This is a genomic window from Bacillus hominis, assembly GCF_018332515.1.
Classification (GTDB): domain Bacteria; phylum Bacillota; class Bacilli; order Bacillales; family Bacillaceae_G; genus Bacillus_A; species Bacillus_A hominis.
In genome coordinates this window covers 1-23,575 of record NZ_BOQD01000153.1, presented here as the reverse complement: position 1 = coordinate 23,575, position 23,575 = coordinate 1, and the positions used below count along the sequence as shown (strand labels likewise).

Sequence of the window (23,575 nt, the reverse complement as noted above, 5' to 3'; positions counted from 1 at the left end):
TCTTGACACACGATGTTCCTTCTCGCTCACGAAAATTTCCCCCCTCTATCAGAAATTGTCCCCTCGTGAAAAATAATATAAAAAATAAAAACTAGGACACTATCATGATATAATACCCACATGCACAGGTCAATATCATACTACTCATAATAATAAGAACTTTCTGTTTATTATTATTTTCCCCATTTTTCTTCTAACATTACCATTATATTTTTTATATGAGCGTGAATAACTTCTCTCTTCGCTTGATCACTAAATTGTTCTAACGCTAATGAAGGAAACCAAAATAAATCTCCTTGTAATTCTTGCATATCTTCTTTCCATGAAAAATCACTTGTAACGTACGCAATGTGCTTAAAACCTTGGCTTTGTAAATGATCTGTCCATTCTTGCAAACGGGCTTTTTCATTCTTTTGACTTTCTACTAAATACGTAAATGCAGGTAATAAAAGCACTCTTCCTTTATATTCTCTTTCCAATTCCATACTTAGCAATTCGATAAATTCACCTTGTTCTACAACCATTTTCATTTCTTTTGCTGCCGAAATTGATAAGAGTGGTATAACTCCTGTATCCACATACTCTCTTGCTTGCTCAAACTGCTCCACATCTTTTACAATCCATTTCAAGTCTCTTCCCTCCCTCAATTAAAAATAACAGAACTTTCACTTTATATATATTAAACCATACTAAAAGAGGTAAAAAAAGAAAAACTACCTAATATCGGTAGTTTTTCTTAAAAAAGTCTGAAATTTGTAAAAATTAAATAATCCAAATGAATTCTATAAAGTATTTAACTCCGCCGTTAACTTATGAAACGCTTCCTTATCTTGCTTATCCAACGCTTCATCGATTTGTTTCAAAAGACGTTCTCTTCTAAATGAAAATACACTTTCTTCTAAAAATCTCTCTGCAAGTAAACGATCTTTTTCATTTACCTCAATATGCTTTGGTAAATATGGGTTTTCTTCTAATACAGCTACATAATTTGCATTTTGGAACGATGATTTAAAGTTGAGTTGAATATAAATATCTTCATCTCGATTTAAACGAATATCATGAAACGATTTTTCAGCATCTGTTGTCATAACATTTTGTTTAAAAAAGTGAAACGGTGTATCTTTCACACAATTCGCTGACATCACTAAGCCACGCGGACAATATTTTGCATGCTCTACGAAGTGGACTTTATGCATTAATTGGTCGTGACTCATTAAATAATTCAAAATCCATACACATTCACGCTGTTTCAGTTGGTAATTATTCAAAAACCATTTTACAAAATCCTTCTTCTCGTTTACAGAAACAGGGGTATTCATAGCAATTAAGTCCCTCCTCTGTCTTTCTCTTTTCTTTTTAGATTCAAGAAGCGGCATTCAGTTTCCTTCCAACTTATGAAAAATCCTATAAATTATATAACAACTCTTCAATATGAATTTGTGTCGGGTCTAGTTGTATTAACTGAGTAAATACTTCTTTCGCCTCTTTTCGCATTCCTTCTTCCAATAAGAAATAACCGTACTCTTCCAAGAAGTCTGGATGATTCTTAAAAGAAGTATATGCACTTTCATAGTGTTTTAATGCATCCGAATACATTTCTAATTGTTTTTTTGCAAACGCAAGATCCCAAAGTAGTTGTGTATCTGGCTCTCCGCTATCAATTGCACGCTCTACAACTGCAATTAACTCTTCATACTTTTCTTGTTCTTTTAAAATATAAGCATATTTCAATGTTGCACCTAAATGTCCTGGATCTAACTCAAGCGCTTTTTGAAGCACTTCTTCTGCTTCCGCTAATTTCCCTAATTTTGCTGCAATGTTAGCTAATTCTACATAAAACGGAACAGAAAGTTCATCTACTTTAATACCTTCATGAAGTGTTTCATAGCTTTCTTGAAGCATTCCTTCTTTTTCATAGCTTTTCGCTAAATACATGTACAATGATGCATACTCAGGGTCTAATTCTTTTAATTCTTGCCAAGCACCAATTGCTCTTTGATATTCTTCACCTTGGTATAATGTGAAGGCATATCCAAATAATGAGTGAATATCTTTTTGCTCCTCTAAGCCTGCTTCATAGTAAGAGATTGCCTCTTCCCAGTTTCCAATCGCACTTAACGTTTCCGCAAGGCGCAACGCAATGACAACACCACCCATTACTTTATGTTCTGCTAATAGCGATTCATAATGAGTAATTGCCTTTTGTTCTTCACCTTTACTACTATATAATTCTGCTAATCCAAACGTAATAACAGGTTCGTCAGGCATCATTTCTTTCGCCTTTAATAGTTTTTGCTCCGCTACATCATCAAAGCCTTGCATTTGGAATAAATCCGCAACAAGTAATAACGATTGAACATATAAATCATCATTTTCTGGAATATCATGAAGCACTTCAATTGCTTCATCCTCTTTATCTAGATCAATGTATAATTCTGCTAAAAACACTGTAAATTCACTTTCTTCTGGATACAGTAAGCGTAAGTCTTCAGTAATTTTTAGCGCCTCATCCATAAATCCAAGTGTATGATAATAGCGAGCGATATCATACTTCTCTTCATCATTCGCAATTTGTAATTGTTCTTTTAATAATTGTAATCCTTTTTCCGCTTCTCCACTTTCAATATATGAAACAGCTTGTTCAAACTTTTGCATAAACGTCTCCTTTAATTCAAAAAATATTCTCTTCTGTTCATTTATCATAAGCAACTAGGTGTAAGAACGCAACCTTTTGAGTGAACTGCCTCTTCCTATACTTTCTCTTATAGCGTAGCTAATTGTTCGAAAAATTCCGGATACGATACAGCGACCGCATCACTATTCTCTATTTTCACTTCTCCATCTATAATACACGATGCGATTGCAAGCATCATCCCAATACGATGATCGCCGTGACTATTAACAGTATTTCCTTTTAAATTTTGTTTACCATATATAATCATACCATCTGGTGTAGCTTCAATCTTCGCACCTAATTTGCCTAATTCATCTACAACAGTATCGATACGATTTGTTTCTTTTACTTTTAACTCCTCAGCGTCTTTAATAACAGTAATTCCTTCTGCCTGCGTTGCCAATAAAGCAATGACAGGAATTTCATCAATTAATCTTGGAATAAGAGTTCCACCAATTTCTATTCCTTTTAGTTTAGATGTTTCAATTGTAATATCCCCACACGGTTCAAACTCTTCATTTCTAATATGATCGATAGAAATAAGTGCACCCATCTTTGTTAATACATCTAAAATCCCTGTTCTCGTCGGATTTAAACCAACGTTTTCCAATACAAGCTTACTATTTTGGACAATTGCACCAGCTACTAAGAAAAATGCAGCCGATGAAATATCTCCTGGAACTTCTATGTCTGCACCTTTAAGTTGTTGTCCGCCTTGTAATGAAATGGTCCGTCCATTAACATCTACTGCACAACCGAATGCACGTAACATTCTTTCCGTATGATCACGAGATTGCATAGGCTCTGTTACTGTAGTTACGCCTTCCCCTTGCAAACCTGCAAGTAAAACTGCTGACTTCACTTGTGCACTTGCTACTGGTGAATGGTAATGCATACCTTTTACCTTACCACCGCGAATAGATAAAGGTGTATATTGTCCGTTTTCTCTACCATCAATTTGAGCATTCATCTTACTAAGCGGGTCTGTAACACGTTTCATAGGACGTTTTCCAATTGATGCATCACCAATTATCGTACTATGGAACGGCGTATTTGCTAAAATCCCAAGCATAAGACGAATAGTCGTCCCTGAATTCCCCACATCTAATACTTCTTTCGGTTCTTGTAAATTATGTAATCCTTTACCGTAAATCGTGACATCGTTACCACTCTGTTCAATCTGGACACCTAGTTTTTGAAAACATGCAATTGTACTTAAACAATCTTCTCCTAATAAAAAATTTGATACTTTCGTCGTCCCTTCCGCTATCGCTCCAAACATAACAGAGCGATGCGAAATAGATTTATCTCCTGGAACAACAATTTTCCCATTCAAACTATTTTTTCGTCCTACTAGTTTCAAACTGTATCCTCCTCATATGTTAAATAAGTTATATGTACAATAGTTCTTCTTATACGTCTACTCCTATTGTAACGTTTTCTTTCTTGAACGTGCAAACAACTCCCCTTATTGCAGTTCAAATGAAAAAGGCTCCTGTAATAGGAGCCTTCACCATTTCTTAAGAATACGTTTCTTCTTTCTTCACTTGTTCTTTTACAAGTTCCGTAAGCAATTCAATAATCTCATCATTTTCTTCTTTTAATCCAACAGTAATACGAATACCATCATGCATGCCAAATGCTGCACCAGAACGAACGATATATCCTTTTTTCATTAATCGTTCGAACGCTTCATTACCAGGTATACCGAGTTTCAAGAAAATGAAATTCGTTTGAGATGGATAGTAGAATACGTTATATTCCTTACAAAATGCATAATATTGATTTAATCCTTCGGCATTTTTCTTCACACAATCTTGTAAAAACTGTTGATCCTCTATTGCCGCTAATGCTACCGCTTGGGCGATAGTTGATGTGTTAAATGGCAGTCTCGCTACCTCTAGCTGCCCAATAAGCTTTGCATCCCCAATCGCGTATCCAATACGAAAAGCAGCTAATCCATATGCTTTTGAGAATGTGCGTAGCACCATAAGATTTTCATACTTTTCAAGAAGAGGTAATGTTTGCGGATAATCTTCTGCCCCAGCATATTCATAATATGCTTCGTCCATAATAACGAGCGCTGACTTTGGAACTGATTCTAAAAATGAAAGTAATTTTTGCTTTTCTACATATGTACCTGTCGGATTATTCGGATTACAAATCCATACAATCTTCGTTTTCTCATCTACTTGCTGTAACATTGCATCTAAATTGTGAATACCATTTTCAAGTGGTACTTCCCGAACTTCCGCTCCTTCAATAACAGCATGGTGATAATATTGTGAGAACGTAGGATTTGCCATTACAACATTTGTTCCGTTATGTAGCAAGGCGCGGCTAATCATTTGAATGACTTCATCTAACCCACTACCAAATAAAAGTTGTTCCGCTTTTACACCTAAATGCTCTGCTACTTTCTCACGAAGCTCAAAAGCCGCCCCGTCCGGGTAGAGCGCATATTGATTGGCTAACGAAGTTAATGCTTCTGTCACACGCGCAGAGCAGCCAAACGGATTTTCATTCGATGCCAACTTCACAATTTTTGACAATCCATATTCTCTTTTTACTTCCTCAATATTTTTCCCAGGTACATATGCTCTCAAAGTTAACAATTGCTCTTTTACTCTCACTTTTCTTCCCCCAGTCATTGATATGATTTATAATTCCTTACTGTCATCTTTAATCATAACCGTCACCATTACGAGAATACCTTTAAATATGCATTTCATACCTGTTCTACAACTTTTTTAGATCATATCCTTTTGAAATGCTTCTAACGCAATATGAACAGTCTCATCTGAAATAGATACGACATTCACTCCCCCATATTCCTGCATAAGCACCATATGAATTGTTCCAGCATTTGCTTTTTTATCTTGTTTCATCAACTGAACGAGACGTTCTACATTCAAGTCGCTTGGCATTTTTGGATAACCATATTTCAAAAACCACTGCTTCATTTCTTCATAAGAAAGATCAACTTTATACACTTGCTCACTTAAAAACATGGCAAATAGCATCCCAACCGCTACTCCATCACCGTGAGTAATATTTCCATATCCTAACTCTTTTTCAAGAGCATGTCCTAACGTATGTCCAAAATTCAAATGGGCACGTACACCTTTTTCTGTTTCGTCTTGCGACACAATGTTCGCTTTCACAGGAATCGCCTTCGTTAATATATGAATTAACTTTTCATCACGAAGATCCGTTAATGTTTGCACTTCTTCTTTTAACCAATGATACAACTCTACATCACCAATAAGAGAATGCTTTATCACTTCTGCATAACCTGAACGCCACTCTTTTTCAGGAAGTGAATGTAGAAATGGTGTATGATACACAACCGCTTCTGGCTGATGAAACGCTCCTATCATATTTTTTCCTAGTGGATGGTTAATTGCTACTTTTCCGCCTACTGCGCTATCGTGAGCTAATAAAGTCGTTGGAACTTGGACAAAGCGAATACCACGCATAAACGACGCGGCAACAAATCCAGCCAAATCGCCAATCATTCCGCCTCCAAGTGCGATGATTAAAGAATTTCTATCTAATTTATTTTCAAGAGCCGAAGTGTGAGCCTCATAGAAATTTTCAAAAGACTTCTCTTTTTCGCCACTCGGTACAACAAACGAAAATACTTTTTGCTCTACTTGCAACGCATCAACAACTGTCTGTAAATGCAGTGATGCAACAGCTTCATCAGAAATGATCATTATGTTAGATACCGCAGGATTCATTTTTTGAATAAGCGTTGTTAAATGTGACAACGCCTCCCTTCCAACATGTACATCATATTCTTTTGATTTCGTTTGAATATGTATGTTCTCCATTAAAATCCCCTCGCATATTCATTATGTTTCTCAATATTTTCACGTATAAGATCGATACGATCTAATCCAAATTGTTCAATTAAAGCTGTCGCGAGCTCCCATGCCACAACAGCTTCAGCCACAACGCTAGCTGCTGGCACCGCACAACTATCTGAACGTTCAATACTCGCTGTAAAAGGTTCTTTCGTATCAATATCAACACTTTGAAGCGGTTTATACAATGTCGGTATCGGTTTCATAACACCGCGCACAACAACCGGCATACCAGTTGTCATGCCACCTTCTAATCCACCTGCATTGTTCGTTTTTCTTCTGTACCCTTGCACTTCATCCCAAAGGATTTCATCATGCACTTCACTTCCAGGTCTATGTGCTGCTTCAAAACCAATTCCAATTTCAACACCTTTAAAAGCGTTAATACTCATAATTGCCGCTGCTAATTTTGCATCTAATTTTCTATCATAATGTACATAGCTACCTACTCCAATTGGCATTCCTTCTACAACTACTTCAACAATACCGCCGATAGAATCACCATTTGCTTTCGCATCATCAATCGCTTGCATCATCTTTTTACCAGTCTTTTCATCTAAACAACGTACAGGAGATGCTTCTGTAGTACTTTGTAATTCCGCAATAGAGTTATATTTAATATTTTCTACCTGTACACCACCAATCTCAACAACATGTCCCGCTACTTGTATACCTAATTCCGCTAATATTTTTTTTGCAACTGCACCAGCTGCAACACGAACTGTCGTTTCACGTGCGGAAGAACGCTCTAATACATTCCTCATATCTCTATGGCCATATTTAATCGCACCATTTAAATCTGCATGTCCAGGTCTAGGTTTCGTAACTTGCCTTTTCATTTCTTTCTCTTCCTGCTCAGTTAACGGCTCTGCACCCATAACCTTTGTCCAATGTGTAAAATCACGATTTTCAACAACAAGTGCAATCGGGGACCCCATCGTCTTCCCATGCCTAACACCACTTACAATTTGCACTTGGTCTTTCTCAATTTGCATGCGTCTACCGCGTCCATATCCTTTTTGTCTTCTAGCTAATTCTTCATTTATATCATTCGCTACTAAAGATAATCCTGCCGGAATACCTTCTAAAATTGTCGTAAGTTGCGGACCGTGGGATTCACCAGCTGTAATATATCGCATACGTTATTCCTCTTTTCGCATATGTATTTATCCTGCTACATAAAGTAGCTATATTATCTTCCATTACTCTTTAAAATACAAAGAAATTATATAGTAAATCGAGTGTTTGCTTTCCCTACTTGTAATTGTTCTATTATTTTCATAATAGTAGACCTTTTACTTTACATACCAATATATCATAACAGTCCTAACTTCGTAACTGATCGAAATAAAAAAAGTGTAAGAAGAATACCCTATTCTTCTTACACTTTTTACTATTATTACAGTTATTAAAGCGTTTACAAATTATTTCAAAATAATTAGTAAATCCATTGATTCATTAATTTTGAGTAGTCTACTAATTCTTCTTCCTTAAAGAAAATAGCAATCTCGCGCTCTGCACTTTCTAAAGAATCCGAACCGTGGATTATGTTTTTCGCAACAGTTACACCGAAATCTCCGCGAATTGTTCCCATATCAGCTTCATGTGGTCGTGTTTTACCCATCATATTACGAGCTGTATCTACTACATTTTCACCTTGCCATACCATTGCGAATACAGGGCCAGATGTAATAAAGTCTACTAATTCACCAAAGAAAGGTCTTTCTTTATGCTCACCGTAGTGTTGTTCAGCAATTTCCGGAGTAACTTGCATTAATTTTGCACCAACTAATTGAAAGCCCTTTTTCTCAAAACGAGCTACGATTTCCCCAATGAAGGCACGTTGTACACCGTCTGGTTTTACCATTAGAAATGTTTTTTCCATAAAAAATCTCTCCACTTCTGAATTATGTATGTAATTGTATATCCCCACACACATAGTAACACCCTTATCACAATTGTGCAATAGTTTTGAAATAGAGAGATTATTTTATTTTTTAGAAAAATCACTAAAATTTTCGTTTTCCAATATACTTTGCAACATTTTGCAACGCGTACTTCGCCTGTCCACGAGGAAGTGGTTTTATTATTTCTAATGCTTTATGTAAATAACGTTCACTAAACGAAAATGCTTTATCAATAGCTTCGCTCGCTTTAATATCATCAATAATTTCTTTCATTTCACTTGCTGTTGTATTTTCATGCACAGATGTAATTTTCTGGCGAAGAACTGGATCTTCCATGGCATACAAAACAGGCAATGTAATGTTACCTTGTAATAAATCACCACCAGCAGGCTTTCCAAGCTTCTCTTCTGTCGATACGAAATCTAAAATATCATCAATAATTTGATAAGACATACCAACAAAATATCCATACCAAAATAGACGATTTACAGTATCACGATTAGCACCAGCAGCAATCGCTCCCAATTGACAACTCGCGGCGATTAACAATGCTGTTTTTCGTTTTATCCTTCTTAAATACGTTCTTAAATTTTGATCATAGTTATACTTATCTTTAATTTGTTCGATTTCACCTTTACAAACTTCTAAAATTGTATGAGACAACGCTTGATGTGCATCTGGAATTTCTATATTTGTTATACATTCAAGAGACTTCGCAAACAAGTAGTCTCCTGTATACATTGCAATACGATCTCCCCATTTCGCATTCACTGTTGCGCTACCGCGTCGTACAAACGCAGCATCAATGACATCATCGTGAACAAGCGAAGCCATATGAATAAGTTCTAATGCAACTGCAACATGCTTAATTGCATCTAACTTATAATCCCCAAATTTCCCTGCAAGCAAAACAAAAACAGGGCGAATCCGCTTCCCACCTGCTTCAATAAGCTGTAATGCCGCTTCTTCTACTAACGGCTGCTCAGAAGCAACTGTCTTCTTCAATTCTTTTTCTATAACATTAATATCTGATCGTAAAAAAGAGTACATAAGTTGTAACTTCATATTGTTCACCTTAACCTAAAACGTCTTTTTTCTTTTTTCTATTTTGATTCTGGTTTAATACCTAAATGCATAGCTGCTACACCAAAAGTAAATGGTTTCACTTGCACATTCTTAAGCCCAGCTTCTTCAAACATATTTGCTAACTCTTTCATCCCTGGGAATGTACTAGCAGATTCCTGAAGCCATGAATATTCTTTATAACTTTTCGCAAACATCTTTCCAAATAACGGCATGATATATTTAAAGTATAAGACATATCCTTGACGAAAACCTATCATCGTTGGTTGGGATGTTTCCAGACAAATTACTTTTCCACCAGGCTTTACTACACGCGTCATTTCTTTTAATACTTGCATGTAATCCGGAACGTTACGTAACCCAAAACCAATCGTTACATAATCAAACGTATTATCTTCATAAGGAAGTTCCATTGCATTTCCATGCATAAGTTCTACTTGCTTTAATTCTAAAGCTTCTACCTTTTGTTTACCGACAGCTAGCATATTTTCACTAAAGTCTAAACCGTAAACCTTCCCATCTTCACCTACAGCTCCCGCTAGTGCAATTGTCCAGTCTGCCGTCCCGCAGCATACATCAAGTGCCTTACTCCCAGGTTTCACATCCATAATTCGCATCGTTTCTTTGCGCCATGCCTTATGCCTTTGAAAACTAATTACAGAATTCATCACATCGTATTTATCAGAAATTTTCTCAAATACGTCATGTACTCTTTCTTCTTTTGATTGTTGCATGCTCGTACCTTCTTCCAATGTAAAGTTGCTTATGTCCTTGATTTATCTCTTAACATAGAAATTATCTCATTAACTTCTGTATGATTCTCTAAAAAATTTTCTTCCTGCTTTCTCATTTCCATAAGCCATTCATTAATAACTGTTTCTAGATTTTTATTGTCATCCAATGAGATTTTTTGGACCGCTTGAAAAACAGGTGAATTTTGTTTATCAGCATACAATTGACACTCTTTTTGAAGACGATTTTTTCCTAACACATAAGTTATATATGGTTTCCAATTAGATAACTGAAAATGATCACATGTTTTTTGCAAAAGCGCAGATTCAATTATTACTACACTTTCCATTATGTCTTGAATCGCCACATGTGCTTTTTGATATAGCATAATTTTATGTTCATTAATCTCCTTAATTCCTTCAGCAAGTGCACGAATTAAGATAATATCACAATTCATTGACAATAAGTAATAGTATAGACCACTATAATAATCACCTGCAAGAACTGTCAATTGACGACGCTTATGGAATCCACTCGTCTCTTCGTTTGCTTTATTTGATACTTTTTCATGTGTATCAAGAGCAATTTGTACAAGCATAATCGTTACTACATAATGATCAATTTGTTCTTTATGTATATTTGCACTTTTTAATGCACCGTATAACAGCGCTATTTTTTCTTCATCAATAAATGGTTCTTCAATATAGTTTATAAAATAAGGATGGCGTAATTTCTCCATCAATTTCTCTTTAATACCCGCATACCCTCCGTAGATGTCACACACAAAAAATCACCCTTGTTTTCTAATTCATAAAATTTATTATAACACATACATTCTATTTTCTATAATCAAAACTTGGCTACTTCTGCCAAACTGCCACCGAATAAAGCCTCAACTTTCATTCATACGAGTTATCTTCGTCTCTAACAACTACAAACATTCATTTCCACAAAAGGCAGAAGTAATTTTCAACCTTTATATTCTTGCTCTTTAACACTAAAACTATATCATTTTTTTGTATATAAAAAAAAGAAAAGCAGTTTCCCGCCTTTCTTTACTTCGTCTTAATAAACGATAAAATTTCACTACGTGCTGCTGCATCATTTTCTAACACGCCACGCACCGCAGTCGTTACTGTTTTCGCACCAGGCTTTTTCACACCACGCATCGTCATACACATATGCTCTGCTTCCACTACTACCATTACACCATGCGGCTCTAGTACTTCCATAATAGAGTTAGCTACTGTTGATGTAATTCGTTCCTGTAGTTGTGGACGACGCGCAATTGTGTCTACAGTACGAGCTAATTTACTTAGTCCTGTTACTTTTCCACCTTGCGGAATATATGCAACGTGAGCAACTCCATAAAACGGAACAAGATGATGCTCACACATCGAATAGAATGGTATATCTTTTACTAGTACAAGCTCTTCGTGGTCTTCTCCGAATACTTTGTGTAAATGCTCTTTCGGATCCTCATGCATCCCTGAGAATACTTCTGCGTACATTTTCGCAACACGTTTCGGTGTATCAAGTACTCCCTCGCGATTTGGGTCATCTCCGATTGCCTCTAAAATAAGACGTACTGCATGTTCAATTTGTTCTAAATTAACTTTTGCCATCCGCTAGCCCTCCCGAAAAACCTAAAAGTGATACGAACACATTCTAGCATATTTATGTTTTTAAAAGCAAAAAGAAGAGTTTCCAAAAAGGAAACTCTTCTTCCCTGTTAATATGTAAGGATTATTTAACCGCATCTTTTAACGCTTTACCAGGTTTGAATGCAGGTACTTTACTTGCAGCGATTTCAATCTCCTCACCTGTTTGTGGGTTACGACCTTTACGAGCCGCACGCTCACGAACTTCGAAGTTACCGAATCCGATTAGTTGTACTTTATCACCTTGTTTTAAAGCTTCTAAGATAGAATCAAAAACAGCGTCCACTGCTTTTGTTGCGTCCTTTTTAGAAAGGGAACTTGCTTCTGCAACAGCATTGATTAAATCTGTCTTGTTCATGCCATTCACCTCCTCCCAAAGATAAGACTGTATAATGATCATAAAATGAGTCTTACTTTCATTTGTAGGCAATTTTTGCAAATTCTATACTACAAAGATGTAGATAAATCATTATCAACGCCTATATTATACGATTCTCCTTTATAATTCAATATTTTTAAGGAAATTGTTACTCTTAAAATGTGAAATTCTGATGAAACTTGACAATTTACAACAAAATATTAGATAATGACTGTTTATTTTTCTATTACGTACTCAAAAAGAAAAAAATCCCTCTGCAATTAGAGGGATTTTTTTCTTATAATATAATCGCAATTAATCCGCCAGATCCTTCATTAATAATTCTTTCTAGTGTTTCTTTTAACTTATAACGAGCGTTTTCTGGCATTAGAGATAACTTCGCTTGAATTCCTTCTCTAACAATAGAGCTAAGAGAGCGCCCAAATATATCAGAATTCCAAATTGATAGCGGGTCATCTTCAAAATCTTGCATCAAGTAACGAACTAGTTCTTCACTTTGCTTTTCAGTACCGATAATCGGTTCAAATGTTGATTCTACATCCACTTTAATCATATGAATAGACGGCGCAACGGCTTTTAATTTAACACCGAACCTTGAACCGTGGCGAATGATTTCCGGTTCATCTAAGCTCATATCAGCTAATGCAGGCGCTGCTACTCCATATCCGGTTTGTTTTACCATACGCAGGGCATCGGCCACTTGGTCATACTCTGTTTTCGCATGAGATAAATCGAGCATAAGCTTCAATAAATGATCTTTCCCTCGAATCTCTACTCCTACTACTTCTTTTAAAATTTGATCATACAATTCATCTGGTGCATATAAATCAATCTCAGCCACACCTTGCCCCATATCGATGCCAGCTAGACTCGCTCGATCAATAAATTCATATTGACTAAACTGCCAAACGACACGGTCCACATCACGAAGACGTTTTATATCCTTTACAGTCTCTTGAACCGCTTCCTGATAACTTTGGCGTAACCAATGCCCTTCATTTAGCACCATTACCCAGCTCGGAAGGTTTACATTCACTTCTAAAACCGGAAACTCGAATAACGCTTCTCGAAGTACGTTATACACATCTGTTTCTCTTAAACTCTCTACACTCATCGCAATTACTGGGATATCATATTCTTCTGATAAACTTTGACGCAACTGCTCTGTATCTGGATGATATGGCTGTACAGTATTGATAATCATTATGAAAGGCTTTCCTACTTCTTTTAACTCATTTACAACGCGTTCTTCTGCCTCTATATAATCTCTTCTTGGAATTTCACCAATTGTTCCATCTGTTGTAATAACGACACCAATTGTTGAATGCTCTTGAATTACTTTACGTGTTCCGATTTCTGCAGCTTCATGGAATGGAATAGGCTCTTCATACCAAGGAGTATTAATCATGCGCGGACCATTCTCATCTTCATAGCCTTTTGCTCCTGGAACCGTATATCCAACACAATCTACTAATCGAATATTCACTTCAAGACCTTCATCTACTTCGATAGAAACCGCTTGGTTTGGAACAAACTTCGGTTCCGTCGTCATTATTGTACGACCAGCAGCACTTTGAGGCAGTTCATCCTGCGCTCTTTGACGGTCTGACTCATTCTCAATATTTGGAATAACAACAAGTTCCATAAATTTTTTAATAAATGTTGATTTCCCTGTTCGAACAGCTCCTACAACTCCAAAATAAATATCACCGCCTGTGCGTTCCGCAATATCTTTAAAAATATCTACCTTTTCCAAGTGATTCCCTCCCTCAATATTTTTGGGAATAATTCCATGTTTATAGTCAACTAATACCTTCTCTAACGTTGCTTATAATATCTGATATAATATAATGGTATTCTAGAAGTTCGGACAATATATCATATAATTTTGTCCAATTTCATATGACTATTTAAAAATATCTTTTGTTTGCATCGCAAGTTGTATAACATAAAAAACCTTTCTTCTAGAACTTATTCACTAAAAGAAAGGTTCATGACTTATGATTTTAAAAAAATTGGTTCTCCATTTTTCACTGTGTACGGCAAAGAATATGCAGGAACAAACGGGGAATCCTTCGATAGTATACTCCGGATATCTTCACCTTCTTTAAATTGTTGCCCTTCATTCTTTTTCAACGCTTCATATAAGTCGATTCTATAATCAACAAACAATTCTCCTTTTTCATTGATTACAAGAGGGAGACCTTTTCCTGAGTACGGACTTGTCACTTGTGGTACATCTTTATATCCTATTTTTTTGAAGTCTAATTCATAAACACCATCTGTAATCACTTTTTTAAAAGGTGGATATTGATGTTCATCACGATACATCCTTAGCTTCAATGCCACTTCTTGAATTTGTTCTGCCATTCTCACATCAATTAACTTTACTGTCGGATTTTTTTCAACATCTATTAATACATATTGATATACTCCACCACTTTCATACGCATTCCCTGGTGCCTCTTGTATGTACCTTGGAGCAATTTTTTGAAAATCAATTGGATACTTCTGATAAATCGGTGTACTCATATCACGCGTCTTAATTGGTAATAAACCATCCGTTTGCTCTTTATATGTAGTAATGGCTTTTTGTACAACTTGCAACTGATCTTCATAAGGAATCGCATTTTGTTTCATATTTTCTTTCGGGTACATACACCCTGTTAAAATGCTAATGCAACAAAATATTAAAATAATATGGATTTTTTTCACTGACAATCACCTTTTCATGCGAGTATAGATTGTTTCCTATAACGTCCTTTATTGTTCCACAGGTCCACTAAATACAACAAGAAAAATAACAATACCCGACACAATCATGAGGGTGTACGCTACTAACGCTGTAATCCCTTTCAAAAACTTATTCTTCATTTTATGTCTACTTAATAAAATAAAAGCTACTGCAACAAACATAAATCCCATTGACCCTAAGGAAAACCACATTTTTATAAGTCCTTCCGACATATATACACCCCTTTACTTTCTAACTATTTTTATACTATTTTAACAAATTAAAATCTTTAAACAAATAGAAATCATCATTTTACCGTGAATTAACAAAATTTTAATACAATAAAATAATAAAACCGAAGCACGTTTTCTCGCACTTCGGTTGACCAAATATGCCCTTAACAGCTCTATTCCCATTCTTTCATGACTATCATATGCATTCGCTAAACTCTTTGTTTCTCATATTTTATTTTTTAAACATTTTACTTAACGAACCAAAATCAGCGGGCATATTATTGTTAATGATTGCTTTTACAATTTGATCCTCTTGCTCTTTCGGCACTTCGCGTCCTGCCATTAGAGCAACTTGATGAATCAATTGGCGAAGCACTGTCTCATCACGTAAGTTCGCATTTTGAACAGACGACGCTAATTTAAAAATATCTTCTTTGTTCACTTTCGCTTCTTTTTCAATGTTATTAAAAATGTTGTTATCCATTCTTTTCACCCTCTCCTCAAGTTACTCTTCATCCTATGCAGAGATAAAAAATTGGTGAAAAGACCCATAAAAAAATAAAAAGCGGTAGAAGTACGAAATGTACTTCTACCGCTTTTTTTATAACAAATCAGGTATCGCTTCAACTTCATGTTTTCGAACACGTCCCATCAATGAGCCTACTGCATCTTTCACATTATTCCCATTGAACAGCACGTCATATAAAGCAGCTGTAATCGGCATTTCAACTTCCATTTTCTCTGCCAATTCATGAGCAGCTTTCGTTGTTCTTACACCTTCTACAACCATACCCATACTTTCTAGCACTTCTTCTAAAGAGTGCCCTTTTCCAAGCATATTTCCAGCGCGCCAATTTCGGCTATGCACACTTGTACAAGTTACAATTAAGTCTCCCATACCAGTTAGACCAGCAAATGTTAACGGATTTCCGCCCATTTTTCTTCCTAAACGAGCGATTTCCGTTAAACCACGTGTCATTAATGCCGCTTTTGCATTATCTCCTAATCCAAGACCATCTGTTATCCCAGCAGCTAATGCGATAATATTTTTTAACGCACCACCAAGCTCAACTCCAACGATATCTGGATTTGTGTATACACGGAAATAGCTATTCATAAACAGATCCTGTACGTCCTCAGCCGCTTCCATACGCTTTGCTGCAGATGTAACAGTTGTCGCTTGACGTAAACCGACTTCTTCAGCATGACTCGGTCCAGACAGTACAACAACATCTTTGATCAAGTTCTCTGGAATTTCTTCCTCAATCACTTCCGAAATACGTTTTGACGTACCTGGTTCGATTCCTTTACTCGCATGAATCCAAGTAATCGGTTCTGTAACAATTTCTTTCATCTCTTGCAATACGTCTCGATACGCTTTCGTCGGTACTACTAGCAGTACTGTATTTACATCTACTAATGCTTCTTCTAAAGAAGAGTAGGCTACGATTGTGCTTGGCAATGTAATACCTGGAAGATATTTGCTGTTCTCATGTTTTGTATTAATTTCATCCATGAGTTCAGAACGGTTTCCCCAAATACGTACATCATGCCCATTGTCAGCTAATACCATCGCTAACGCTGTTCCCCAGCTACCTGCTCCTATTACTGTGATTTTTGTCATAAAATCACATCCTCTCCATTAGTCTCTTGCTCTAGCGATAATGTGAATCGGCGTTCCAACAAAACCGAACGCTTCACGTAAACGATTCTTTAAGAAGCGCTCATATGAAAAGTGCATTAATTCTGTATCGTTTACAAATATAACAAATGTTGGTGGTTTTACCGCAACCTGTGTTGCATAGAAGATTTTCAGACGGCTACCATTATGAGTCGGCGTTGGATTCATCGCTACCGCATCCATAATTACATCATTTAATACGTTCGTTTGTACGCGGATGCTATGGCTTTCATTTACTTCATTAATAACTGGTAATAATGTTTGTGTACGTTTTTTCGTTTTCGCAGATAAGAATACAATCGGCGCATACTCTAAAAATTGGAAATGAGCGCGAATGTTTTCTTCAAATGCTTTCATTGTTTTTTCATCTTTTTTCACTGCATCCCATTTGTTTACGACGATAATAACAGCACGTCCTGAATCATGAGCATATCCAGCGATTTTTTTATCCTGTTCAATAATTCCTTCTTCTCCGTCTAAAACGACTAAAACAACGTCAGAACGTTCAATCGCCCTAAGTGCACGAAGTACACTATATTTTTCTGTACTTTCGTATACTTTCCCTTTTTTACGCATACCAGCTGTATCGATGATTACATAATCTTGACCATCTTTGCTATATGGTGTATCAACAGCATCACGTGTCGTTCCCGCTATATTACTTACAATTACACGTTCTTGACCAAGAAGTGCATTTACAAGTGATGATTTCCCTACGTTTGGACGCCCAATTAAAGAGAAACGGATTGTTTCATCGTCATACGCTTCTTCTTCAATCTTTGGAAAATGATTTGCAGCTTCATCTAACAAATCACCAAGTCCTAAACCGTGTGTACCTGAAATTGGGAATGGCTCGCCAAATCCTAATGCATAAAAATCATAAATATCACTACGCATTTCTGGATTATCAACCTTATTTACCGCAAGTACAATTGGTTTTTTAGAACGGTATAAAATTTTAGCAACTTCTTCATCTGCTGCAGTTACACCATCGCGACCATTCGTCATAAAAATGATAACATCTGCTTCATCAATCGCTACTTCCGCCTGTTGACGAATTTGTGTCAAGAACGGCTCGTCTCCAATATCAATTCCACCTGTATCAATAATGTTAAACTCATGATTTAACCATTCTCCCGCACTATAAATACGGTCTCGCGTTATACCTGGTATATCTTCTACGATTGAAACTCTTTCTCCAACAATTCTATTGAAAATAGTAGATTTCCCTACGTTCGGGCGGCCTACTATTGCTATTACTGGTTTCGGCATATACTTTCATCCTTTCAACTTGCTTCTGTTTATTATGTAAAAAACCCTTCTTTGTGCAAGAAGGGATTTGCATTCCAGAATAATTCTCAACGTATCAAAACACCTCACATTATACCACACGTTGCTAATGTTTCACAATAATATATACATTCTCTTGTAAGCGATGAGCAATACCATCTAAAATGGCTTCTAAATTATTTGCAACAAATTCCATTTCCTTTGTCGATTCACAAACAAATAAAGGAGCCCCCCCTGCAAACTTTTCGGGTGTGGTTGTAATGACTGCTAGAATAACACTTTCTAACATCATCTCTTATCTCCCCTTCCCTTCGGAGCTTCCGATGACATATGAACAGCACTCTCTAATGTTGGGACATTTCCAATTACCCCTATCGCTTTCTCTGCATTTTGATCTTGCGGAAGAACAAAAATCCCAACTCTCCCATCCTCTAAATCACGCTTCGCTAACGGAACAAGTGCTGGTGTACCAGAATCTCTATATATCCCTAAAGCAACAGAAACATCATGTAAAATAGCTTGACGTTGTCCTAAATTCGCGATTGTAACCATCGCATCGATCGATTTCGGCTTTAAAATAAAGCCCATTCCATATTTCATAATTTCTTCTTGCCTTGCTGGCAATCCAATGTTCATAATATAAATATTATCAATATAAAGTCCCGCTCCTTCAAAATGGAGTGGAACATGCTCAATCTCTACAAGATCATGGAGCCTTTTACCAGACATTAGTTTTTTCGCGATAAAAAACGCTATTGTACCAGTTATTACTCCGGCAATCCACGAATGGAATCCTATATACGCAAACGTTGTCACAAACGACGTTAACATCGCCAAATAGTTACGACTTTCAAATACTAATGCAATTCCTTCAATGTATGTATTTCCACGCGGTACGAGCTCGTATCCATCTAATTGTTGAAGTGTATTTCTTTCCATATTGCGCACATCACGAAATTGCGTCGCTGCTAATGTAAGAAATGTAATTGCAGAAAAATCTTTTTTCAAAATAGACGGGATAGCAATCGCCCCTAAAGCCGCTGCAATTAAACCCATCGCAATATGAATAATTTTCCCGTGAAGCCTCGTTGGATATTGCCTCGTATCTGTGCGAAGCATTAATACTCTAGTCACCGTCCCTGCAATTACGCCACATAAAATGGCTGGTGTATATTCATTCATGTATTACCCCCGCCTTTCTTTTACGTGTTTTCCGCTTAAACTGTTCCATGTATACTGATGCCTTTGCAATCCAAAATAAAATTGCCATAAATAATGTAGAAACGGCGACGATATCAAAAAATGCTAAACTACCGTAATCATAAGGGAACTTTAGTTTCCGAAAAATAAGCGTCACCAACAATTCTCCTTGTAACACCCCTATATATAAGGAGCATAATCGTAATATGCGATCCCCGTGCAATAAAACCGATGCATACACAAGTGCACCACTTAACAGCAACAACCTATCAACTACAATCCAAATTGGATCATATACTTCTAACAAATGAAAGCTTGTATATAACATTGCAATAATAAGTGCCGAAAGTAAGGTATATAATTTTTTCCAAATAGAATATAACGTGATGCCTACAAAAGAAATAATACAAAGCAAAAGGGCATTTACCGATATCGTGAAAGAAGCAATCGTCACATTTAACGGAGAACAAATAATAAAAATTAATATACAAGTACTTATCTTCCAACGAATGGATTCCTTTTTCATAAAAAAGGTCACGACAATCCACCCTATCCAAGCAACAAAATAAAAAGTACTCCCAGCCATCATTTCACCTCCTATGTTTTCCATTATGGGAACTTTTTATGAAAATTAATCCTCCTTTTCTTTGTGCATAGTTTTTCTCATAACAGCAAAACTTTTAATAAGGAGGTGTAACTCACAATGGGTAAAGATCGCCAAGAACGAAAACTAAGAGAATCACGCCGTGTTGAATCTGATCGCGACCAATCACTTCAATATCCCGGTGCAACAAGTCTTGATACACCGGAGCAAGCTCGAAAGCAGAACCAGCATTAAATAGAGTGAAACTTCAGTGGGGATTATTAGCCCACACCAATCGGGCTACCCTCAAATAGGCAATACAAAAAGACGGTTTCGATATTGTACGAAACCGTCTTTTTACACAATTATTTTATTTATTTCTACTCATAATATAATTCTTTTGTTTTCGCATTATAAACCCTATCACTTAATGAGGCATCAATCGTAACTATACCTGTTGGTTTTTTAGAATATGTAATAACATAATACGTATGAAGAGAAGGATCTTTACTCTTTACCTCTACACGTACATAATTCGTCTCCCCTAATTATTTTAATTTTCGCTCAACTTCTTTTTTCACATCGGCAGTATCTTCTCGTGCCTCTTTAATTTTTCTACTTCCGATAATGTTTCCTTGATCGGAAAGTAATACTACTTCCGCTGTACTTAAATCCGTTCCATTCGGTATATTAAAATAATATTTTACATATGAATCTTCCGATGGATTATTTTTGTCTTCTTCTAATTCCCTTGGCAAAATTAGTGCTTCCATTCCACTTCCTGCATTCACCATTGGATTCCTATACAATGTATTCCCGACTGCAATTGCAATATTCTCCGTTTTAATTGTCGATTGTGCTGTTGTTGAACTAGAACCCCCTTCTCTCACATTTGAAGTTAGTGAAATTTCAACTTTTTGATTATATCCAGAAATTGCTGTATCTTCTCTTATATTCCGTGCATGGATATTAACATCATCACTATTATACGTAATACGTCCTATTGTATTTTTACTATTTGAAGATATATTTTCTACACTTCTTCATTTTCATAACCCCTTTTTAATTACAACTTTCATAAATGATATTCATATATTTTAATTATAATATATCATCTCTCTTTTTTCCATTTATAGGATAATATCTCGCTTTATAAAAAGAAAAAAACCAACCAAACGGTTGATTTTTTATCGTCTACTATAATGTGCAGTGTCAATCCCTCGCTGCGCTAACCAATGATACGTTTCACCTTTTACAACAAGAGGTACAGATTGTAACTCTTCTATCGTCTTCACGCCAAGAGCTGTCATAATAAATTTTAAATCTGTATGTAAAAGATCGATTTCATCCACTAACTTCTCAACACCATCTTGCATTAAAATACGTAAAAAGTATCCAGCAAACGCAGTTGTATTCGCCCCTAATGCGATTGCCTTCGCCACGTCAAGTGCTGTTTGTATACCCCCAGATGCAATAAAAGAGAGGTTATTATTTGTAGAGGTTGCTTCAATAATCGAGGTAACTGTTTGTATGCCCCAGTTATTAAAATAAGAAAGCATTCGCTGTCTTCTTTCATTTTCAACAGCAGCAAAATTCGTACCACCTTGTCCGCCAATATCAATTGCTGTTATACCTATACTCGCTAACTGTTGTACTGTTTCCTTGCTCATTCCAAATCCCACTTCTTTTACAATGACAGGAACTTTACTGTTTAAAACAATTTGTTCAATTCGCCGAAGTACACCAGTAAAATCACGGTCTCCTTCTGGCATCGTTAACTCTTGTATGACATTTAAATGAATTTGCAGTGCATTCGCTTCAATCATATCAACGGCACGATCTGCTTGTTCAACAGTTGCCTCACTCCCCAAATTAGCAAAGAAAATACCATTTGGGTTTACCTTTCTGACGATCTTATAAGAAGCTGCCTCGCTTTCATTTTTTAAAGCTGCCATTTGCGACCCTACAGCCATAGCAAGGTTATGATGTTTCGCTACATATGCTAATTGCTCATTAATATGTAATGTTTGCTCTCCTCCACCACCAGTCATCGCATTGATAAAAATCGGCGAACTTAGTGAAAGTTCGCCGATTTTTGTTTCACATATTACAGTGTCATAACTTGAATTTGGCAAGCTTTGATGCACAAAATCAATATCATGAAAGCCATGTGTACGAGACTGACCAGTAGAAAGAGCATATTCAATATGATCTAATTTACGTTTTGCCCTTACCACTTGTACCCCTCTTTATTTCTTTAATTTTTTCAGTTGTTCACCAATAATATCGCTTAACTGGAAAGTAGCAGAATCAGCATTTGGCTCATATTGGCTATAATCTTCTGTTACATTATTTTCTTCAAGCGTTTCTTTTATGCTCAAAGAAATACGTTTTTCTGCTACATGGACTTCAAGTACTTTCACTTTTACTTCTTGTCCCATTTCCAATACTTCATTTGGATTTTTCACGTGACGATTTGCAATTTGAGATACATGCACAAGTCCTTCAACACCAGGTAAAATTTCAACAAATGCACCGAATGTAACAAGGCGTTTCACTACTCCCTCAAGAATATCTCCAGCCTTTATTTCACCAGCAACATTTTCCCAAGGTCCCGGCTGAGCTGCTTTAATTGATAAAGAAATACGTTGCGTGTCAGCATCAACAGATAACACTTTTACCTTTACCTTTTGACCTTGCTCTAATACCTCAGAAGGTTGCTCTACACGTTCGTGTGAAATTTGTGAAATGTGAACTAAACCGTCCACACCACCAACGTTAACGAAAGCACCAAAATCCGTTAATCGTTGTACTGTTCCTTCAACAATATCCCCTTCTTTTAACGAAGAGATTGCTTCTTTTTTCTTAGAATCTAGTTCTAGTTCTACTACCGCTTTATGTGAAAGAATAACACGATTTTTTTCACGGTCTAATTCAACAATTTTCACCGCTAATGTTTTCCCTTTATAGTCAGTAAAGTCTTCTACATAATGTACCTCTACAAGTGAAGCTGGGATAAAACCACGAACACCAAGGTCCACAACTAACCCACCATTCACGATATCTTTTACAGTAACATCAAATACATGACCAGAATTAAATTTTTCTTGTAATTCTACCCACGCTTTTTCTGCGTCAACAGCTCTCTTAGATAAAACAAGATCATCATCTTCTAATTTAATAATTTTCAATTCAAGTGTTTGATCTAATTCTACAACATCGCTTGCTTTTTCAATATGAACGTTAGCTAATTCACTAATCGGAATTACGCCATCTGTTTTGTATCCAACATTTACAAGCACTTGTTTCTCTTCAACTTTCGTTACAGAACCTGTAACAACGTCACCAACTTGTAATTCTTTTGAATTCATAACTTCTTCATTCATTTTCTCTACCATGGAAATACCTCCCTACAGAATTGACAAAGCATTTTTATGTATACACGAAATGAAAACAGATGTTTTCATTTGCATGTTTAAGAATTTATCATCACATATTCTGTTTCAATACAGTTCACAAGAAACTATATTAAACCTATATAAATAGTAT

Annotated in this window: 26 protein-coding genes; 1 reads left to right on the top strand and 25 read right to left on the bottom strand. The window is 36.2% G+C overall.

Annotated elements, in window-relative coordinates; translation table 11 throughout:
* Positions 1 to 173: 173 nt before the first annotated feature.
* The 22 genes from KI356_RS16050 to KI356_RS15945 form a co-directional block, all read right to left on the bottom strand.
* Entirely contained in the window at positions 174 to 647 is a 474-nt protein-coding gene (locus KI356_RS16050; protein ID WP_128281625.1) for a YpiF family protein, read from the bottom strand.
* A gap of 135 nt (positions 648 to 782) precedes the next feature.
* Entirely contained in the window at positions 783 to 1,319 is a 537-nt protein-coding gene (locus tag KI356_RS16045; protein WP_212935880.1) for a ReoY family proteolytic degradation factor, read from the bottom strand.
* A gap of 85 nt (positions 1,320 to 1,404) precedes the next feature.
* On the bottom strand, positions 1,405 to 2,655 hold the full coding sequence (locus KI356_RS16040) for a tetratricopeptide repeat protein (protein WP_212935879.1): 1,251 nt from the start codon (positions 2,653 to 2,655) through the stop codon (positions 1,405 to 1,407).
* Positions 2,656 to 2,762: 107 nt separating this feature from the next.
* Positions 2,763 to 4,037, bottom strand: a complete 1,275-nt coding sequence (gene aroA / locus KI356_RS16035) for a 3-phosphoshikimate 1-carboxyvinyltransferase (protein ID WP_212935878.1) — start codon at positions 4,035 to 4,037, stop codon at positions 2,763 to 2,765.
* A 157-nt stretch (positions 4,038 to 4,194) separates the two neighbouring features.
* Complete coding sequence (gene hisC, locus KI356_RS16030; RefSeq protein WP_002117678.1) at positions 4,195 to 5,307, bottom strand: histidinol-phosphate transaminase; 1,113 nt, start codon at positions 5,305 to 5,307, stop codon at positions 4,195 to 4,197.
* A gap of 117 nt (positions 5,308 to 5,424) precedes the next feature.
* Positions 5,425 to 6,510: a 3-dehydroquinate synthase gene (gene aroB / locus KI356_RS16025; RefSeq protein WP_212935877.1), complete on the bottom strand. Its 1,086-nt coding sequence runs from the start codon at positions 6,508 to 6,510 to the stop codon at positions 5,425 to 5,427.
* Complete coding sequence (gene aroC, locus KI356_RS16020) at positions 6,510 to 7,682, bottom strand: chorismate synthase (protein ID WP_212935876.1); 1,173 nt, start codon at positions 7,680 to 7,682, stop codon at positions 6,510 to 6,512. Before aroC ends, aroB begins: the two co-directional genes overlap by 1 nt.
* 299 nt (positions 7,683 to 7,981) lie before the next feature.
* Positions 7,982 to 8,428, bottom strand: coding sequence for a nucleoside-diphosphate kinase (ndk, locus tag KI356_RS16015; RefSeq protein WP_002064527.1), 447 nt, complete (start codon positions 8,426 to 8,428; stop codon positions 7,982 to 7,984).
* A 124-nt stretch (positions 8,429 to 8,552) separates the two neighbouring features.
* Complete coding sequence (gene hepT / locus KI356_RS16010; protein ID WP_128281630.1) at positions 8,553 to 9,515, bottom strand: heptaprenyl diphosphate synthase component II; 963 nt, start codon at positions 9,513 to 9,515, stop codon at positions 8,553 to 8,555.
* A 38-nt stretch (positions 9,516 to 9,553) separates the two neighbouring features.
* Complete coding sequence (gene menG / locus KI356_RS16005) at positions 9,554 to 10,267, bottom strand: 2-heptaprenyl-1,4-naphthoquinone methyltransferase (protein WP_002158591.1); 714 nt, start codon at positions 10,265 to 10,267, stop codon at positions 9,554 to 9,556.
* A gap of 29 nt (positions 10,268 to 10,296) precedes the next feature.
* Entirely contained in the window at positions 10,297 to 11,049 is a 753-nt protein-coding gene (locus tag KI356_RS16000) for a heptaprenyl diphosphate synthase component 1 (RefSeq protein ID WP_212935875.1), read from the bottom strand.
* 271 nt (positions 11,050 to 11,320) lie between these two features.
* On the bottom strand, positions 11,321 to 11,890 hold the full coding sequence (folE, locus tag KI356_RS15995; RefSeq protein ID WP_001151482.1) for a GTP cyclohydrolase I FolE: 570 nt from the start codon (positions 11,888 to 11,890) through the stop codon (positions 11,321 to 11,323).
* A 121-nt stretch (positions 11,891 to 12,011) separates the two neighbouring features.
* Positions 12,012 to 12,284, bottom strand: coding sequence for a non-specific DNA-binding protein Hbs (gene hbs / locus KI356_RS15990; RefSeq protein ID WP_001043860.1), 273 nt, complete (start codon positions 12,282 to 12,284; stop codon positions 12,012 to 12,014).
* Between the two features lie 298 nt (positions 12,285 to 12,582).
* A complete protein-coding gene (spoIVA, locus tag KI356_RS15985) occupies positions 12,583 to 14,061 on the bottom strand; it encodes a stage IV sporulation protein A (RefSeq protein ID WP_000416521.1) in 1,479 nt (492 codons plus the stop codon).
* 242 nt (positions 14,062 to 14,303) lie between these two features.
* Positions 14,304 to 15,020: a YphF family lipoprotein gene (locus tag KI356_RS15980; protein ID WP_128281632.1), complete on the bottom strand. Its 717-nt coding sequence runs from the start codon at positions 15,018 to 15,020 to the stop codon at positions 14,304 to 14,306.
* Positions 15,021 to 15,068: 48 nt separating this feature from the next.
* The gene (locus KI356_RS15975) at positions 15,069 to 15,272 is read right to left on the bottom strand and encodes a DUF2768 domain-containing protein (protein ID WP_128281633.1); all 204 of its coding nucleotides are present in this window, start codon (positions 15,270 to 15,272) and stop codon (positions 15,069 to 15,071) included.
* Positions 15,273 to 15,504: 232 nt separating this feature from the next.
* Positions 15,505 to 15,756, bottom strand: a complete 252-nt coding sequence (locus KI356_RS15970; protein WP_000369753.1) for a stage VI sporulation protein F — start codon at positions 15,754 to 15,756, stop codon at positions 15,505 to 15,507.
* A gap of 117 nt (positions 15,757 to 15,873) precedes the next feature.
* The gene (locus KI356_RS15965; protein ID WP_128281634.1) at positions 15,874 to 16,896 is read right to left on the bottom strand and encodes an NAD(P)H-dependent glycerol-3-phosphate dehydrogenase; all 1,023 of its coding nucleotides are present in this window, start codon (positions 16,894 to 16,896) and stop codon (positions 15,874 to 15,876) included.
* Positions 16,897 to 16,914: 18 nt separating this feature from the next.
* Positions 16,915 to 18,225 (bottom strand): ribosome biogenesis GTPase Der, encoded by a 1,311-nt coding sequence (gene der, locus KI356_RS15960; RefSeq protein ID WP_002117655.1) that lies wholly within the window; start codon positions 18,223 to 18,225, stop codon positions 16,915 to 16,917.
* A 124-nt stretch (positions 18,226 to 18,349) separates the two neighbouring features.
* Entirely contained in the window at positions 18,350 to 18,535 is a 186-nt protein-coding gene (locus tag KI356_RS15955; protein WP_002117653.1) for a capping complex subunit for YIEGIA, read from the bottom strand.
* Positions 18,532 to 19,425, bottom strand: coding sequence for a YIEGIA family protein (locus tag KI356_RS15950; protein WP_212935874.1), 894 nt, complete (start codon positions 19,423 to 19,425; stop codon positions 18,532 to 18,534). Before KI356_RS15950 ends, KI356_RS15955 begins: the two co-directional genes overlap by 4 nt.
* Positions 19,418 to 20,029 (bottom strand): YphA family membrane protein, encoded by a 612-nt coding sequence (locus KI356_RS15945; protein WP_212935873.1) that lies wholly within the window; start codon positions 20,027 to 20,029, stop codon positions 19,418 to 19,420. Before KI356_RS15945 ends, KI356_RS15950 begins: the two co-directional genes overlap by 8 nt.
* A 117-nt stretch (positions 20,030 to 20,146) precedes the next feature.
* Here KI356_RS15945 and KI356_RS15940 point away from each other — a divergent pair, with 117 nt between their 5' ends.
* Positions 20,147 to 20,281 carry a YpzI family protein gene (locus KI356_RS15940; protein ID WP_000513901.1) on the top strand — a complete coding sequence of 45 codons (135 nt, stop codon included), beginning with the start codon at positions 20,147 to 20,149 and terminating at the stop codon, positions 20,279 to 20,281.
* A gap of 293 nt (positions 20,282 to 20,574) precedes the next feature.
* Here KI356_RS15940 and KI356_RS28710 read toward each other — a convergent pair whose 3' ends face one another.
* The 3 genes from KI356_RS28710 to rpsA all read right to left on the bottom strand — a co-directional run bounded on the left by KI356_RS28710 (position 20,575) and on the right by rpsA (position 23,424).
* The gene (locus KI356_RS28710) at positions 20,575 to 20,916 is read right to left on the bottom strand and encodes a hypothetical protein (RefSeq protein WP_438820845.1); all 342 of its coding nucleotides are present in this window, start codon (positions 20,914 to 20,916) and stop codon (positions 20,575 to 20,577) included.
* Positions 20,917 to 21,213: 297 nt separating this feature from the next.
* Positions 21,214 to 22,263 (bottom strand): type 2 isopentenyl-diphosphate Delta-isomerase, encoded by a 1,050-nt coding sequence (gene fni / locus KI356_RS15930; protein WP_002117643.1) that lies wholly within the window; start codon positions 22,261 to 22,263, stop codon positions 21,214 to 21,216.
* A 12-nt stretch (positions 22,264 to 22,275) separates the two neighbouring features.
* On the bottom strand, positions 22,276 to 23,424 hold the full coding sequence (rpsA, locus tag KI356_RS15925) for a 30S ribosomal protein S1 (RefSeq protein ID WP_128281637.1): 1,149 nt from the start codon (positions 23,422 to 23,424) through the stop codon (positions 22,276 to 22,278).
* Positions 23,425 to 23,575 lie beyond the last annotated feature (151 nt).

Bases quoted from the DNA above. Each gene is read 5' to 3' on its own strand.
- aroB (WP_212935877.1), bottom strand. From the start codon at position 6,510: ATGGAGAACATACATATTCAAACGAAATCAAAAGAATATGATGTACAT.
- hepT (WP_128281630.1), bottom strand. From the start codon at position 9,515: ATGAAGTTACAACTTATGTACTCTTTTTTACGATCAGATATTAATGTT.
- rpsA (WP_128281637.1), bottom strand. From the start codon at position 23,424: ATGGTAGAGAAAATGAATGAAGAAGTTATGAATTCAAAAGAATTACAA.
- KI356_RS15975 (WP_128281633.1), bottom strand. From the start codon at position 15,272: ATGTCGGAAGGACTTATAAAAATGTGGTTTTCCTTAGGGTCAATGGGA.
- hbs (WP_001043860.1), bottom strand. From the start codon at position 12,284: ATGAACAAGACAGATTTAATCAATGCTGTTGCAGAAGCAAGTTCCCTT.
- ndk (WP_002064527.1), bottom strand. From the start codon at position 8,428: ATGGAAAAAACATTTCTAATGGTAAAACCAGACGGTGTACAACGTGCC.
- folE (WP_001151482.1), bottom strand. From the start codon at position 11,890: ATGGCAAAAGTTAATTTAGAACAAATTGAACATGCAGTACGTCTTATT.
- KI356_RS15955 (WP_002117653.1), bottom strand. From the start codon at position 18,535: ATGATGTTAGAAAGTGTTATTCTAGCAGTCATTACAACCACACCCGAA.
- KI356_RS15945 (WP_212935873.1), bottom strand. From the start codon at position 20,029: ATGGCTGGGAGTACTTTTTATTTTGTTGCTTGGATAGGGTGGATTGTC.
- KI356_RS15950 (WP_212935874.1), bottom strand. From the start codon at position 19,425: ATGAATGAATATACACCAGCCATTTTATGTGGCGTAATTGCAGGGACG.
- menG (WP_002158591.1), bottom strand. From the start codon at position 10,267: ATGCAACAATCAAAAGAAGAAAGAGTACATGACGTATTTGAGAAAATT.
- KI356_RS15965 (WP_128281634.1), bottom strand. From the start codon at position 16,896: ATGACAAAAATCACAGTAATAGGAGCAGGTAGCTGGGGAACAGCGTTA.
- KI356_RS15940 (WP_000513901.1), top strand. From the start codon at position 20,147: ATGGGTAAAGATCGCCAAGAACGAAAACTAAGAGAATCACGCCGTGTT.
- der (WP_002117655.1), bottom strand. From the start codon at position 18,225: ATGCCGAAACCAGTAATAGCAATAGTAGGCCGCCCGAACGTAGGGAAA.
- KI356_RS15970 (WP_000369753.1), bottom strand. From the start codon at position 15,756: ATGGATAACAACATTTTTAATAACATTGAAAAAGAAGCGAAAGTGAAC.
- KI356_RS16045 (WP_212935880.1), bottom strand. From the start codon at position 1,319: ATGAATACCCCTGTTTCTGTAAACGAGAAGAAGGATTTTGTAAAATGG.
- KI356_RS16040 (WP_212935879.1), bottom strand. From the start codon at position 2,655: ATGCAAAAGTTTGAACAAGCTGTTTCATATATTGAAAGTGGAGAAGCG.
- aroC (WP_212935876.1), bottom strand. From the start codon at position 7,682: ATGCGATATATTACAGCTGGTGAATCCCACGGTCCGCAACTTACGACA.